General features: G+C 69.0%; 9 protein-coding genes. 6 read left to right on the top strand and 3 right to left on the bottom strand.

All coding sequences use genetic code 11. The features are described 5' to 3' along the window. Window positions 1-205: 205 nt before the first annotated feature. The gene (locus FHT19_RS11700) at window positions 206-2,563 is read right to left on the bottom strand and encodes a TonB-dependent receptor (protein WP_248290420.1); all 2,358 of its coding nucleotides are present in this window, start codon (window positions 2,561-2,563) and stop codon (window positions 206-208) included. Between the two features lie 193 nt (window positions 2,564-2,756). Between FHT19_RS11700 and FHT19_RS11695 the strand changes: the two genes are divergently transcribed. The 6 genes from FHT19_RS11695 to FHT19_RS11670 are packed head-to-tail and all read left to right on the top strand — an operon-like array spanning window position 2,757 to window position 12,151. Further along, window positions 2,757-3,953: a pyridoxal phosphate-dependent aminotransferase gene (locus FHT19_RS11695; protein ID WP_248290419.1), complete on the top strand. Its 1,197-nt coding sequence runs from the start codon at window positions 2,757-2,759 to the stop codon at window positions 3,951-3,953. Window positions 3,954-3,978: 25 nt separating this feature from the next. Then, entirely contained in the window at window positions 3,979-5,736 is a 1,758-nt protein-coding gene (locus FHT19_RS11690; RefSeq protein ID WP_169475258.1) for a peptidase M61, read from the top strand. Between the two features lie 14 nt (window positions 5,737-5,750). Beyond that, window positions 5,751-7,259 (top strand): peptidase S10, encoded by a 1,509-nt coding sequence (locus FHT19_RS11685; RefSeq protein WP_169475257.1) that lies wholly within the window; start codon window positions 5,751-5,753, stop codon window positions 7,257-7,259. Next, the gene (locus FHT19_RS11680) at window positions 7,256-9,364 is read left to right on the top strand and encodes an amidohydrolase family protein (protein WP_169475256.1); all 2,109 of its coding nucleotides are present in this window, start codon (window positions 7,256-7,258) and stop codon (window positions 9,362-9,364) included. The genes FHT19_RS11685 and FHT19_RS11680 overlap by 4 nt, the downstream gene beginning before the upstream one ends. After that, a complete protein-coding gene (locus FHT19_RS11675) occupies window positions 9,354-10,850 on the top strand; it encodes a peptidase S10 (protein WP_169475255.1) in 1,497 nt (498 codons plus the stop codon). Before FHT19_RS11680 ends, FHT19_RS11675 begins: the two co-directional genes overlap by 11 nt. Then, window positions 10,847-12,151 carry an amino acid permease gene (locus FHT19_RS11670; RefSeq protein WP_169475254.1) on the top strand — a complete coding sequence of 435 codons (1,305 nt, stop codon included), beginning with the start codon at window positions 10,847-10,849 and terminating at the stop codon, window positions 12,149-12,151. The genes FHT19_RS11675 and FHT19_RS11670 overlap by 4 nt, the downstream gene beginning before the upstream one ends. Here FHT19_RS11670 and FHT19_RS11665 read toward each other — a convergent pair. Next, on the bottom strand, window positions 12,082-13,614 hold the full coding sequence (locus FHT19_RS11665) for a hypothetical protein (RefSeq protein ID WP_169475253.1): 1,533 nt from the start codon (window positions 13,612-13,614) through the stop codon (window positions 12,082-12,084). The genes FHT19_RS11670 and FHT19_RS11665 overlap by 70 nt on opposite strands. Next, window positions 13,575-15,092, bottom strand: a complete 1,518-nt coding sequence (locus tag FHT19_RS11660) for a hypothetical protein (protein WP_169475252.1) — start codon at window positions 15,090-15,092, stop codon at window positions 13,575-13,577. The genes FHT19_RS11665 and FHT19_RS11660 overlap by 40 nt, the downstream gene beginning before the upstream one ends. Window positions 15,093-15,338: the final 246 nt, after the last annotated feature.

Raw genomic sequence — 15,338 nt, 5'->3', positions numbered from 1 at the left:
CGGCCGCAAAAGCCGGTCAGGCGATAGGACGGGCTCTGGCGCGGGTTCGGGGAAAGGTTCAGGGCGTGATTGGGGCGCGGGCGCCTGCAGGGGGGATGGCATGGTGCGCCGATAACGATGCGCACACCATGCCGTTCCGTGACTTATCCCATGTTGCAACGATTACCGCGCGCCGTCGCGGCGCCGTCTGCTGGGCCATCCACGCCTAGAACTGCCGCGCCAGAGTGACCATGAAAGCCCGCCCGCTGCCGATGTAATACGTCGGCGCCTGGCCAGCGATCAGCGTGCCGCCCGTCCCCACGGTATCGCGCGCGGCCGGCGTCACCGCCTGCACGCCCGAAAGCACATGGGGATCGGTGACATTGATGGCATTGAGCCGCAGATCGGTGCGCTTGCCATCCAGCCAGCCGGCCAGGTGCACGCCAACCGACAGGTCCAGCGTGGCATAGCCGGCAATGCGCTCGTCATTCATGAACGTGGCGAACTGCGGGCCCAGGTATTTGAGGGCAAAGCTGCCGAACAGGCGGGTGTCGTCATACGTGCCGCCCAGCGCGAATTGCCAGTTGGGGCTCGATACCGCCACTTTGCCCGCCGTGGGCAAGTAGTCGCCGTCGGCCGGCAGGTTGTCCTTGATCCGCGCGCGCAGCCATTCGCCCGAGGCATAGAGGCTCATCCCGGCCAGCGGGCGCCAGTCCACTTCCGCGTCCACGCCCCAGGATTCCTGCCGCCCGCCATTCAGCGTGGTGTTGACCAGCGCGCCGTTGACGTTGGCCATCGTTGCCACCAGGCGGTTGCGGAACGCATAGTGGAACCCGGTGGCCGAAGCCGAAAGATTGCGCCCCTGCCAGCGCCAGCCCAGCTCCTGCGCCAGCGAATATTCGTTCTTCAGCGCCGTGGTGCCGTAAGAGGCGATGCCGCCATAGCCATCATAGGTATCGTAGAGCGTGTATTCGTCGGGCGCGCGGAAATTGGTCGTCACGTTGGCAAAGATCTGCTGCCGATCGCTCACCTGCACATGGACCGCCGCGCGCGGCAGGGCGGCGAAGCTGTCGAAATGAATCCGCCCCTGGTTGCCGGGCAGATTGTTGCGCCCGGCGTGGAGCAGGTCCACGCCCTTGAAGCCCAGATCGAGCGTGACCTTTGGCGACAGCGCGATGCTGTCGGCCAGGAAGAATGCCTTGGCCACGGTGATCGTCTTGGTATCCGCAAGCGAATAGAGCCGCCCGTCGGCGGTGTGCACGGCGGGTTCGTCATGGCCCCAGCCATCCACCGGATCGCCATTGGCATTCAAGGGGGTGAAGCTTTCCACCACCCGGTCACTGCCATAATCGATCCACAGCCCGGCCGTCAGCGTGTGGGCGCCGCGCTTGAGCGTCAGCCTGGCAATCTGGCCGGCGCGCATCTGCTCGCCCAGCCAGTTGCCCAGCACATTGACCGTGCCGCCGTTTTCGGTGCCCGCCAGCTTGAGCGGTGCATCAAGCGCCTGCGTGCCAAGATAGGTGCCGGGGTAATAGCCATCCGGGCCGATCGAGGCGCCATAGGGCGAGTTGCCATAGCCGAACTGGAGATAGCTGGTGGTGTCGAGCGTCAACCCCGTGCCCAGCGCCAGGTGCAGCGGCGCGGCGAAATAGAGATTGCGGAACGGCTGGCGATAGAGCCGCCAATAATTGAGGTCTCCGCTACCATAGCTGGCAGACAGGTTGTAGCCGCGCCCTTGCGCCTGCCAATCGGCCAGCGTCGGGCTGAGATAGGTGGAATTGCTGGCATCGTTGTACGAGACCGAGAGGCTGGCGGTGTTGCCGTTGCCCCATTCCCCGGCGATCTTGGCATCGATGTGCTGGCGCTTGTCCACGCCCGGCCCGCGCCAGTTATCAGCCTGGTTGTTGGAATAGGACACGAACGCGCGCAGCCCGGTGTTGCCAATGGTGCCGGTGTCCACCCGCACGAAGCCGCGCCGTTCGTTGAACGATCCCACCGAGGCATCGGCCAGCACGCCGAAATCGCGGTGCGGCGCATCCAGGCTCAAGGCCAGCAGGCCGCCCACGGCGTTGACCACCGGCGCGGCAATATCGGCCGAACCCTGGCTCAATTCCACGCGCGCCACGTTTTCCGCATCGGCAAACTGCGCCGGATAGGCATAGTAATAGCCGATGTCGTTTTGCGGCGCGCCTTCCATGGTCACGCCGATGGCATCCTGGCCCAGCCCGCGCAGGCTAAGGCTGGACGAGGTGGACAGGCCGAACGGATCGGTGCCCGCCACGTTGGCGCCGGGCAGGATGTTGACCAGCTGGAACGCGTTGAACGTGGCCGCCTGCTTTTCGATGAAAGCCGCGCCGATCGTGCTGACCGCCTTGGGCACTTGTTGATCAGGCAGCAGGCCTTCGGGATCGGGATGGCCGATCACGCGGATCTGGCGCGGGCCATCCTGGCCATCGGCATCGGCGTTGGCACTATCGGCCGCGCGGGCCGTGCCCGTGGTGGCAAGGGCCAGCGCGGTGGCCGCGCCCATCCAGGCGCGCTTGCGCCCATTACCGGCAATGGGGCCGATCAGGGTGCCGATCATCGTTTGTCACTCTTTCTTTCAACTGCCAGGGGGGCGCGCCTACACGCTATTGCCGGCTTGGCAAAGCATGGCCTTTGCCCTGGGGTGCATTGACCGCCTTTGCCGCCCCGGCAACAAGGATTATGCGCTGGCGCCCGCGCGGCGGGCACAGATCGCATAACAAGCGCAACGCCTGCCCGATAGGATCGGCGCAATGACCTGCACTGTCCTGCCTGCCGCCACGCCCGATCTGGCCGCCCCGCCCATCGCCCCCGCGCCGATGGCTTATGCCCAATGGGTGGCCGCCGCGGTGGCGCTGGCACGCAAGGCGCCGCGCCCGATCGTGAGCCTGTTCGAAAGCTCGGTGCCCGAACCGCGTGCCTTGCTGCGCCAGGCCGTGCTGGCCACGGTCGAACCCGATTTTTCGCCGCGCTATGTCAGCGCCTTTGGCGATGGCAATCCATTCGTGCGCGCCATGCTGGCGCAAAGCCATGGCGTGGATGTGGACCAGGTGCTGTGCACCACCGGCGCCACGGGCGGCCTCGCGCTGCTCTATCGCGCCCTATTGCAGCCCGGTGACCGCGTGCTGGTGGAAGTGCCGGGCTTCGACCTGTTTGCCGGGGCGGCGCAGGTTCAGGGCGTGGCGGTCGATACCTTTACCCGCCCTGCCCCGCATTTCGGCATCGACGTGGCCCAGGTGGCCGCCGCGCTGCGCCCCGAGACGCGGCTGATCGTGGTGTCAGACCTGCACAACCCTTCGGGCATGGGCATCGCGCGCGAAACCCTGGCCGAGCTGGCGCAGCTTGCCCAGGCGCGCGGCGTGCTGTTGGTCGTGGACGAAGTCTATGGCGACTATGCCGACAAGACCAGCCGCCCCGGCCCGGCGTGCGCGCTCTCGCCGGCGGTGATCAGCCTGTCGAGCCTGACCAAGATTTTCGGCCTGGGTGTGTTGCGCTGTGGCTGGATCGTGGGCGCACCCGGCGTGATGGCCACCTTGCGCGACTATGCCGCACGCGCCGAATTCGGTGTTTCGACCCTGTCGCACGCCGTGGCGGCCGAAGTGATGATGCGCGCCGATGCCTTTGCCGATCATTGGCGCGGCCATGTCGCGCGCGCACGGCCCCGCTTTGCCGCGTGGTTTGCGCGCATGGTGGATGCCGGGCTGATGGCGGGCGAATTGCCCGATGCGGGCTGCATCTGCTTTCCCGCGCTGCCCGGCATTGCCGATACCCGTGCCTTTTCCGAAGCGCTGATCGCGCAAAGCGGGGTGATCGTGGCGCCGGGCGAATTCTTTGGCCAGGCCGGGCACATCCGCATCGGCTTCTGCCTGCCCGATGCCGAGCTTGACGCCGGCCTTGCCGCGCTGGAAGCGGCCCTGCGCCAGGCGGCAAGCGGCCGCACGGCAATCTGAACACGAAACGGGGGGATTTCTGCCAATGCCGCACTTGCCCCGCCTCCTGCCTGCCCTGGTGGCCGCAGCCGCGCTGCTGCCCGCACCTGCCCATGCCGCGCCACCCGCGCTCACGGTTACCTTTGCCCCGCGCGCCGATGCGGCCGACCCGGCCCGCGTGGGCACGGTGGAGGTAACGCTGCGCCTGACCGGACTGGCCGCCAAGGCCGGCACGCCGGTGCTGCAATTGCCGCTGCTGGCCAGCAATGTCGATACCATGGCCAGCCTGCTGGGCCCGCTGCACGCGCGCGATGCGGCCGGGCCGCTGCTCTTGCGCCCGCGCGATGCCGTGCTGGCCGACAGCGCCGATGGCGATAGCGTCAGCGGCGGACCGGGGCGGGAATGGCTGGCGCCGCGCGCGATCCGGGGCACGCTCGTCGTCTCCTACCGCGTGCCCGCCCAGGCCAGCCTGCCGCCGCGCGGCCCCGCCCCGCCCTTTGCCTTCAGCGCCGATGGCGGCGCGGTTTCGGCCGCCGGGCAGGTTTTCCTGCTGCTGCCCCCCGGCACCACGCACTGGCGCGCCACGTTCGGCTTTGATCTGTCGCGCGCGCCCAAGGGCAGCCGCGGCGTCAGTTCGCTGGGCGCCGGCACGGTCACGGCGGCAGAGCCGCTCGATGCCAGCGCCCTGCGGCAAAGCTTTTTCATGGCTGGCCCGATCGGCACCTGGCCCGCAAGGCCCGCACAACAAGGCTTCTTCGGCGCCTGGCAGGGCCGCCCGGCCTTCGATGCCGGCGCGCTGCTGGCGTGGACCGGCGCGCTCCATGGCCATTACCGGCAGATGTTCGGGCAGACCCGGCCCGCGCCCTATGGCGTGTTCCTGCGCTACAACCCGATCAACGCGGGCGGCGGGGTGGGCCTCCACCATGCTTTCGTCACCACGTTCGGGACGGGGCGCGGCGCGGACCTGGCCAGCATCCGCATCACGCTGGCGCACGAAATGTTCCACACGTTCCAGCCCTATATCACCCGGCCCGAGGGCCTCGAATCCTCGTGGTTCGGCGAAGGGCTGGCCACGTTCTACCAGGCGCGCCTGCCATTCCGCTTTGGCATGATCGATGCCGATGCGTTCCTGCACGATCTGAACTGGACGGCCGCGCGCTATTACACCAGCGCCATGGCCAGCGTGCCCAACGCGCAAGTGCCGGCGCGGTTCTGGGCCGACACCCGCATCCGCACCCTGCCCTATGATCGCGGCATGCTCTATTTCGCAACGGTCGACCGCGCGCTGCGCAAGAAGAGCGGCGGGCGTGAAAGCCTCGACACGCTGGTCCTGGCCCTGCTTGCGCGGCAAAAGGCCGGCGTGCAACTGACCAACGCCGATTGGGAAGATCAGCTTTCCCGCCATCTCGGCCCGCAGGCGGTGGCCGATTTCCGCGCGTTCCTGGATGGCGCGGTGCCGCTGCCGGCGTCCGACGCCTTTGGCCCGTGCTTTGCCCGCACCAGTGCCCGCCTGCGCCGCTATGACCTGGGCTTTGCCACCGATGTGCTGGCCGAGCCCAAGCGCGTCGTGCGCGGCCTGGTGCCCGGCTCTGCCGCCGCGCTGGCGGGTGTGCGCGATGGCGACGAGATCGTCGATCCCGTGCCGCAGGATGGCATCCAGGGCGAGCAGACCCAGCAACTGACGCTGCGCCTGCGCCGCGATGGCCATGTCTTTACCGTCACTTACCTGCCACGCGGCGAAACCGTCGATGCCTGGCAGTGGCAGCGCGTGCCGGTTTCACCCGGCACGGCTTGCGCTCTTTGAGAAAGGTTGTCCCGATGCGCGCCCTGCTGCTTCCGCTCCTGCTCTGCGCCGCCGCCCCGCTTCATGCCCAGACGGCAACACCCCAGCCGGCAACCGTATTGGCAACGCCGGTCATTACCCATCACAAGGGCACGTTCGGCGGGCAGGCCCTGGCCTATACCGCGCGGGTCGAGGCGACCGAGGTCAGGACCGCCGATGGCGCGGCGCGCCTCGTCAGCTTTGCCTATCTGCGTGATGACGCCAACCCCGCCACGCGGCCGGTGCTGTTCGCGTTCAACGGCGGGCCGATCGTGGCCTCGGCCTATGTCCACGTCGGCGGCCTGGGCCCGCGCCGGGCGGCATTCCCCGACGATATCGCCGCCGATCCGGCCAAAGTCACCCTGGCAGACAATCCCGCCTCGCCGCTCGATGCCGCAGACTTGGTCTTCGTCGATCCCGCTTCCACCGGGTTCAGCACCGCCGCACCGGGCACCGATCCCCACGCGTTCTGGTCGGTGCGCGCCGATGCCGCACAAGTCGCCGCGTTCATCCGCGCCTGGCTTGTCGCCCATGGGCGGACGGGGGCGCCGGTCTATGTGCTGGGCGAAAGCTATGGCACCAACCGCGCCTGCGAAATCGCGCGGCAACTGGCACAAGGCCCCGATCCGCTGCCGCTGGCCGGCGTGGTGCTCTATGGCCAGGCGGCCAATATCGTCGAATATGCCCAGCGCCCCGCCAATGTCACCAGCTATGTCGCCTCGTTGCCCACGCTGGCGGCGATCGCCTGGTATCATGGCAAGGCGGATCGGCAGGACCCGGCCTTCCAGGGCATGGACTTGCCCGCGTTCCTGGCCGCCGCGCGCGCCTTTGCCAAGGGCGATTACCTGACCGTGCTCTATCAGGGCAGCGGCGCGCCGCTCGCCGATCGCGCCCGCGTTGCCGCGCGCCTGGCGGCGTTCACCGGCATTCCGGCGGCGTGGTACCTGGCGCACGACTTGCGCATCTCCAAGGAACGCTATCGCGTCGAACTGCTCAAGGACAAGGGCCTGGTGCTGGGCCGCATGGACGCGCGCTATACCATGCCCGCGCCCACGCAGGGCGGCGCCCCCGATGCGTCCGAAGCGATCACCGATACCCTGGCCCGCCTGTTCGAGCGCTATCGCCGCGACGAACTCAAGGTGGCAGAACCGCAGCCCTATGTCCTTTCCGCACCCGTAGAAGGCTTCGACCAGTGGGGCTGGGGATCGGGCACCAGCCCCTTTGCCGATTGGCCCTATTACCAGGGGATCACCGCGATGATGGCGGCCAACCCGCGCTTTCAGGTCCTGGTCGCCAACGGCTATTACGACACGCAGACCACGATGGGCGCGGCCGAACTGCTCGCCACGCAATCGGGCTGGGACCCGCAGCGCGTGACCTTGCGCTATTACGACGGGGGCCACACCGGCTATTCGGTGGCCGCCACGGCCCAGGCCTTGGGGAACGACATTCGCATGCTGATCACCAAGACTGTTCCTGTTCAGACCGGGCAGGCGCCGCGATGACCCGCGCCCTGCTCCCGCTCGTCCTCGCTCTCGCCGGAACGCCCGCGGCGGCACAGGCGGCGGACGAAAACCTCGTCATCGTGTCCAACGGCGAAACCGTGGGATCGCTCAAGATCCACACCCAGGGCAACCGCGTGGCGGTGGATTACCGCGTGGACGAGAATGGCCGGGGCCCCAAGCATCACGAGGATCTGGTCCTCGATCCCTCGGGTGTACCGACCAGTTGGACGATCCAGGGCACCTCGCTGATGGGTGGCGCGGTGGATGAAAGCTATGCCTATGCCGGGCAAGTGGCGCGGTGGAAAAGCCAGGCTGACGCCGGCAGCCAGGCCTCTGCCCGCCCGCCGCTTTACATCGCCAACGATGACAGCCCCTATGCCCTGGCGCTCTATGCCCGCGCGGCGATGGGGCGGCCGGACCATTGCCTGGCGGTGCTGCCATCGGGCCGGGTCTGCGCGCAAGCGGTGCGCACGTTCGCGCTGGGCAGCGGCAAGTCGGCCCTGCCGGTCACCGCCTGGCGCATCACCGGGGTGCAGCTCAACCCCGGCTATGTCCTGCTCGATGGCGCGGGCCGGCTGGCGGGCGTGTTCGGCCCCGGCGCCGATGGCACCACGATCCGCGCCGGCCATGAGGCGCAAGTACCCATGCTGGGCAAGCTGGCGACCGAGCTGGAAACCGCGCGCGCGCTGGCGCTGCAACAGCAACTGGCGCACCGTTTTGCCACGCCGCTGCGCATCCGCAACGTGCACGTGTTCGATCCGGTCAGCGGCACCCGCTCCGCCCTTTCGGCCGTGGTGGTGATGCGCGACACGATCACCCAGGTCTTGGCAGAAGACCCCGCCGCGCCCGATCCGGCCGACGAGACGGTGATCGATGGCCAGGGCGGCACGGTCTATCCGGGGCTGCACGACATGCATTCGCATGCCACGCTGCCTTCGGGCCTGCTCTATCTGGCCGCCGGCGTCACCGCCACGCGCGACATGGGCAACGACAACGCGTTCCTGCAGGACCTGATCACCCGCGTCGATGCCGGGCAAGTGGCCTGGCCGCGCATCGTGCCCAATGGCTTCATCGAGGGGCGCAGCCCCTATTCGGCGCGCTTCGGCTTCATTCCCGCCAGCGTGGACGAAGCGCTCAAGGACGTGCGCTGGTACGCCACGCGCGGCTATGCCGAAATCAAGATCTACAATTCGATGAACCCCGATTGGGTGGCGCCCATCGCGGCAGAGGCGCATCGCCTCGGCCTGAAAGTGACCGGCCATGTCCCCGCCTTCGACACGCCCGACCGGGTGATTGCCGATGGCTATGATTCCATTGCCCATATCAACCAGTTGATGCTGGGCTGGATTCTCAAGCCAGGCGAAGACAGCCGCACGCCCTTGCGCCTGACGGCCATGGCACGCGCGGGCAGCCTCGATCTGTCCGCGCCCGCCGTGCAGCACACCGTGGGGCTGATGCAGCAGCATCATGTCGCGCTCGATACCACGGCCTCGATCCTCGAACAGCTGATGCTCAGCCGCGCCGGGCACGTACCGCCGGGGCAGGAGGATTTCCTCGCCAACATGCCGATCGGCTTCCAGCGCTATCGCCAGCGGTCGTTCGTCAGCCTGCCCGATGCCGCCGCCGATGCGGCCTATCACAGCGGCTTTGCCAAAGTGCTGGAAACCATCGGCATGTTGCACCGCGCGGGCATCACCCTGCTGCCCGGCACCGATGAAGCGACCGGCTTTGCCGTGCAGCGCGAGCTGGAGCTCTATGTGCAGGCCGGCCTTACCCCGGCGCAGGCGCTGCGCACGGGCACGCTGGATGCCGAGCGCTTTTTGGGGCGGGAGGGGCAACTGGGCACGATCGCGCGGGGCAAGCTCGCTGATCTGGTGCTGGTGCCGGGCAATCCGGTGGAAGACATTGCCGCCATCCGCCGCCCCCGCCTGGTGCTGCGCGGCGGGGTCGCCTATTTCCCCAGCGAGATCTACACCGCGCTGGGCATTGCCCCGTTCACCACGCCGCCGCCGCTCCATCCCGCCAAGGAAACCCTGGCCAGCCAGGATGCCGGCCTCACCGCCCGCTCCGCCTTTGGATACGAGATTGCCGACCATGCCGATTGACCGCCTGATCCTGGCCGCTGCCCTCGCGCTCGCCCCGCTCGCCGCCCCGCTGCCCGCACAGGCGCAGGACGCCGCGCCGCGCACTTTCATCACGCGAGGCTTGGGCACCTTTGGCAACAAGCGCATGCCCTATGTGGCGGTGGAAGAGGAATTCATCCTGCGCAGCCCCGATGGCAAGGCGGCCGCGAGCGTCTTTGCCACCAGCTATTTCAAAGAGCCCACGAAGACCGAAGATCGCGATCCCACCCGGCCGGTCCTGTTCGTGTTCAACGGTGGGCCAGGCTCGGCCTCGCTCTGGTTGCACATGGGCCTGCTTGGCCCGCAGCGTATCGATTTCGACGATCCCGATCATCCGCAGACCACCCCGCCGTTCCACACCGTGGCCAATGCCGACAGCCCGCTCGACGTGGCAGACCTGGTGCTGATCGATCCGCCCGGCACCGGCTACAGCCGCATCCTGGCCGATGGCACCCCGGCGATGTTCTATGGGGTGGAGCAGGACGCGGTGGCCACGGTGCAGGTGATGGAACAGTGGCTGGCCCACTACGGCCGGATGAACGCGCCCAAATACATCCTCTCGGAAAGCTATGGCACAGTGCGGGCGGCGGTGGTGGCGCGGCTGCTGGCCGGCGGCCCCACCCAGACCGGGCAGATGGACGGCATCAGCCTGAACGGCGTGATCCTGCTGGGCCAGGCGATGGACATGGCCCATGGCGAAGCGGGCGACGATCGCGCCTACCTCGGCATCCTGCCCAGCCTGGCGGCCACGGCCTGCCATTTCCACAAGGTGGCGCCAGGCTGCACGCCGCAGGGCCAGGTCGATGCCGCGCAGGCCTTTGTCGATGACACTTATCTGGGCGCGCTCCATGCCGGGTCGCGCCTCGATCCCGCGCGCCGCGCCGCCGTGGCGCAGGCCATGGCGCGCCTCATCGGCGTTCCGGCCGAAACGATCCTGGCCAATGACCTGCGCCTGTCGGGCGCGGCCTTTGCCCGCCTGCTGCTCGCTGGCGAAGGGCGGCGCACCGGGCTTTACGATGCGCGCTTCACCCTGCCGCTGGCCGCCGCCGGGCCAGACCCGGTGGCCGACGATCCGGCCATGGCGCAATATGTGCCCGGCTTCGTCGCCGCGTGGGACGCCTATGCCCGCGACACGCTCCAGATCGACCTGCCCCAGCCCTACAAGGCGATTGCCTTTCGCGATGTGAACGGGCCGTGGGACTATGGTTCGTCCCCCAGCAACTATGCCACCGATCTCGCCACGGCGATGAACCGCAACCCGGCGCTGCGCGTGCTGGTGGGCACCGGGTTCTATGACCTGGTCACGCCGCTGGGCACGGCGCACGATACCATGGCCCATTCCGGTGCGCCGGCAGATCGCGTTGCCTTCCGCACCTACCCCGCCGGGCACATGGCCTATCTGGGCCGCGATGCGCGGCAGGCGCTGGCCGCAGACTTGCGCGCCTTCATCACCGGCACTCTGCGATGAGCGCACCGGAAACGCCGGTCCAGCTCGGCAAATCGGTGGGCCTGGTCGGGGTCGTCACCTTCGGCGCGGGCACCGCGATCGGGGTTTCGATCTTCACGATCCTGGGGCCAACGGCGCAAGTTGCCGGGGCGGGCCTGTTGCCCGCGATCGGCCTTGCCGCGCTGCCGATGCTGATCTTTGCCCTGGCCTATGCCTATCTCGGTTCGGCCCTGCCGGTTTCGGGCGCATCCTACGAATGGCCGCGCCGCTTCATCCATCCGGCGGTCGGCTTTCTCATCGCCTGGATGCGCATCGTGGCCAACGTGGGCGCCATGGCGATCCTGTCCCAGGTGCTGGTCGGCTATCTCGGCATGGTCGTGCCCCTGCCGCCGCTGCCCGCCATGGCGGCGCTGATCACGCTGGTCTTTGCGCTCAACTATCGCGGCGTCGCGCTTGCGGCCAAGGCGCAGACGGCGCTCATGGCGCTGCTGCTGGTGGTGCTGGCGCTGCTGGTGGCGCTTGGCCTGCCGCACGTGCGCGTGGCCACGATGGGCGGGCCGCTCTCGGTGCCGCTGCCCCAGGTGCTCGCCGCCGTGCCGCTGATGATCAGCCTGTTCCTGGGCATCGAAAGCGCGGTGGAAATCGGCGAGGAAGTGCGCAACCCCGCGCGCACCATGCCCTTGGGCATTGCCCTGGCAATTGGGCTCACTGCCCTGGTCTATGGCGCGGTGGCGGCCACTGCGCTGGGCCTGGTCGGCCCGGCAGGGCTCGCCGCCAGCAAGGCGCCGCTGCTCGATGCCGCGCGCGTGGCCATGGGCAGCCCGGCGGCCACGGTGCTGATCGTGGGCGCGGCCACCCTCTCCATCGTCAAGTCGATGAACGCGCTGGCGCTGACTTTTTCGCGCAGCCTTTTTGCCATGGGGCGCAGCGGCGCGCTGCCAACCGCATTGGGCCGGGTGCATCCGCGCTTTGCCACGCCGCATGTGGCCGTGCTGCTGGCCTGGGCCTGCGCCATGGCCGGCATGCTCCTGCCGCGAAGCCTGGTGTTCCTGCTGCTGGCGGTCAACCTGCCGACCATGCTGAAATACGCCGCCTGTTCCTGGTCGGCCACGGTCGTTGCCCGCCACCACCCCGAAATCCACGCCCGCGCGGCACTGGGCATGGCGCCTGCCACGGTCACGCTGGTCGGCCTGGCCGGCGTGGTGGCGGCGCTGGCCATTGCCGCCTTTGGCGTGGAGGCCGATCCGCGCCCCTATCTTCTGGTGGGGGGCTGGCTGGTCCTGGGGCTGGCCTGGTGGTTCGCGTTCGCGCGCAAGAGCTGATCGATCATCGCGCGCATCGCCTGGCGGCCGGGCGCATCGGCAAAGACCGCATGCCCCGCCGGCAGCGCCACCAGCCGGGCGCGCGATTCCGGCAGCCAGGCATGGTGCAACGCATCGCGCGTGGCCATCAGCGGCACGGCCATATCGTAATAGCCGCCCACCAGCGTCACTTGCAGCGCCGGATGGTCGGCCATGGCCTGGGCCAGGTTGCCCAGCAGATCGGGCAGGCGATCGGCCTCGTCCCCACCATCGCCCGCGCCCTCCACACGCGGCCAGCGCCACTGGAAATTGACGTCCAGCGTCAGCGAAACATAATCGCGCGCGGTCTGCACGCCCAGTTCGCGGCGCAGATAATCGCCCAGCGCGGCTGAAACGATCACGTTGCTCGCGCCCAGCCCCAACGCGGGATCGCTGGCCGCCGATGGCCGCCCGGCCACCGGCGCCGGGCGCGGCGCCGCCACGCGGCTGTCGAGCCGGCCGACGACCTCGCCCTTGCCGGCCAGCAATGCCGCGCGAAACGTTTCCACGTCCACCCGCAAGCGCGCGGCGCGGATCGTGGCCGGTGGCAGGCCGATCAACCGCGCCATCTGCGCCGCCACGCGGGCCTGCTGTGCCGGGGCCAGCGCGCTGCCGGCCAGCAAGGCGCGGGCATAAGGACCGGCGGCAAAGGCGGCCGCGCGCGCTTCCACTTCCGCCGGGGGCAGGCCCGCAAGCGCGCCCTTGCCGTGGGCCGCAGCGGCCACGGCCATGGCCGGCAGTGCCTCCACCAGTTCGCTGTCTCCCTGTGGCCCGATCGCCAGGGCGGGAGAGAGCAGGACCAGGCCGGCCAGGTTCACGTCCTTGAGCAGGGGCAGCATCGCCGCCGCGCGGGTTCCGCCATAGCTTTCTCCCACCACGATCACCGGCGCATGGGCGCGGCCATGCGCGGCCAGCCAGCCGGTGATCGCCTGGGCCATGGCCCGCGCATCGCCCGCCACGCTCCAGAACGGCGCACCGCCGCCGGGTGTAAGCGGGCGGCTGAACCCCGTGCCCACCGGATCGACGAACACCAGGTCGGCGCGATCGAGCGGCGTCTCGGCATTGTCCACCAGGCCACTGCCTTCGCGCCGGCGCGGCCCCATGGCCTCGACGTGCAAGGGAGAGGACGAAGCCCCTGGCCCGCCGTTGAAGGCAAAGATCACCGGCCGCGCGGCATCGGCCGTGCCGCTGCGCAGATAGGCGATCGTGGAAATCGTCGCCGCCGGCTGCCCATCCGGGCCGCGCAGCACCTGCTGTTCGAACACCGCGTCATAGTCCAGCCGCCCAGCGGGCGTGGCCAGGGCATGGTGGCTGGTCGCCGGGGCAATCGGGCCATCTTGCGCGGGTAAAGCGGGCGGTGGCGCGGCCGCCAGCAGCAGCGGCGCCAGCGCCAGGGCCGCGCGGTTCACCGGCACGCCCCGGCAGGCGGTGCGGCCCGTTGCCACTGCCAGCCATCCACATGCCCATGGGGCGTGTCCCACTGCGCCGCCACGCGGGCAAAGCAGGGGCCAAAGGTATCGGGCAGGGGATCGAGCGTATCCGTTCCGTCCAGGATCAGGCGCTTGAACCGGTCGCGTTCCCCCGCGTCGCCCAATTCGCGCGAGACCGCCGCCAGCCAGGCTTCGGTATCAAAGCGCACGCCCTGTTCGCGCGAGAGGAACAGCGGGAACAGCACGCTTTCCAGATTGCGCTGGCCATGGCTATGGGCGCGGATACGGGCATCCAGATCGTGGAAATACATCGCCGCGCGGTAATAGACGATGTGGCGCACCTCTTCATCGCCAAAGCCGATCTTCACCACATCGGCCGCCGCCATGTTGCGCGCCTTGCTGGTGAAATAGCGGCGCGCCAGCCGGTTGACCGCGTCGAGATAGGCATCGGCACTTTCAAATCCGCCGCGCCATTGCAGATCGTCTTCGTAATACGTCGTCAGCCCTTCGGAAAACCAGCTGGAAATGCCGCTGGGCGCTTCGATCTGGCCGGTCCACTGGTGGATCATCTCGTGAAAGAACAGCGAGCTGGGCATTTCGCCCTTTTCGCCCGGCGCCAGCGGCCCGCGTGAAAGCATGAACGACTGGTCCAGCGCCGTACCGCCGCCATAGGGCGCCGCATCGCGGAACTGCACGAAGATGCGATAGGCGCGATGGGCTTTCATGTGGGGAAAATGTCCCTGCAGATAGCGGTGCGCCGCCCCGGCGCGTGCCAGCGCGGTAGGCACGTCGAACACCGGCTGGCCCAGCCAGGTCCCGGCAAAGCCGTCGCGCGTGCCGGTGGCCGGCCAATGCCCCAGCGGCCCGGCCATGAACCAGCTATCGGCCAGCGCCTGGGCGCCACCGGGCACCACCACGTCGCCCGCGCCATAAGAGATCGCCGCACTCGCGCCCTTGGCCATGGCCGAAAGATCCCAGTGCAATCGCGCGGGCAGCGCGTCGCGGTTTTCCGGCAGCAGCAGGAACCCCCCCCCCGCCGCCGCCAGCCCCCCGCCCACTGCGCGCAGGCCGAAGGCAGGCCCGCCGGGCCCACCGGCCGGCATCACCGCGGCGCGATAGCGGATCGCCACTTGCCCCTGCACCGCGCGGATGGCACGCCAGTGCCGATACCAGGGGAACCCGCCCTTGACCGGCGCATCCTCGCTCATGGCCAGCGGCACCGGCCCCTGCGCATCGCTCACGGCCAGGCCGCTGAGCCGGTCGGCCACCCCCGGCGCGCCGGGATAGACCACCGGCGCTGCCAGCAAGAGCGTGCCGTCGGCGGGCGCGGGCAGGTCCATCGCCACGGCCACCCCCGCCACCGCGCCATCGGCCATGTCGGGGCGCAACGTGACGGCAAGCTGGTCCGCCTGGCGCGGCGCAGCACCCATCGCCAGGGCGGCGGCCAAGGGCAGAAAGGCACGGAAGGAAAGCACGGATTGAAACTGGGGCATCGCGGCGCTCGCTATGGTGATGCCGCGCAGCCTAGCGCAGCCGGCCCGGGCAGTCCGTGTCTTTCGCGCGGCCGCCATGGCCGTGGCCGGCATAGATTATGCGGCAAGCGCCAGCGATACAGGCGAATCGCGCCGGGCGCCACGGCACGGCTCACACCCCGCCAGGCCGCTTTCACGCATAAAAATGACCCGTAGCGGGCAGGCCTGCGCCATATCCAAATAAAAATTCCCGCTTCGCTGTGGTGT

Source organism: Novosphingobium sp. SG919 (genome assembly GCF_012932495.1).
GTDB classification, from domain to species: Bacteria; Pseudomonadota; Alphaproteobacteria; order Sphingomonadales; family Sphingomonadaceae; genus Novosphingobium; species Novosphingobium rhizosphaerae.
This window is presented reverse-complemented; position numbering and strand designations above follow the sequence as displayed.